This is a genomic window from Halomonas sp. SIMBA_159 (genome assembly GCF_046536035.1).
In the GTDB taxonomy this organism is placed as follows: Bacteria; Pseudomonadota; Gammaproteobacteria; order Pseudomonadales; family Halomonadaceae; genus Vreelandella; species Vreelandella venusta_A.
The window spans coordinates 1-276 of the sequence record NZ_JAWJBT010000472.1; the positions used below are offsets into that span (position 1 = coordinate 1).

At 57.6% G+C, this 276-nt stretch carries 1 protein-coding gene; it reads left to right on the plus strand.

From position 1 onward, the window contains the following. A partial coding sequence (locus R0J87_RS20070; protein ID WP_498888452.1) for a PPC domain-containing protein occupies positions 1 to 276 on the plus strand: 276 nt, incomplete at both ends.

Sequence of the window (276 nt, forward strand, 5' to 3'; positions counted from 1 at the left end):
CGATCCAGGTACCCCGTCAGACGGCAAACTGGAAAACGGTAAAGTGCAAAGTGGCCTGAGCGGGACATCCGGCAGTGAGCAGCATTACTACATTGATGTGCCGGCCGGACGTACCTTGACGGTCCGCACTTCTGGCGGAACGGGCGATGCCGATCTGTATGTCCGCTTCGGTCAGAAAGCCACCAAATCCAGCTGGGATTGCCGGCCGTATCGTGCGGGTAACAGTGAAACCTGTTCGATCACCCCCACTCAGTCTGGTCGCTACCACATCATGCT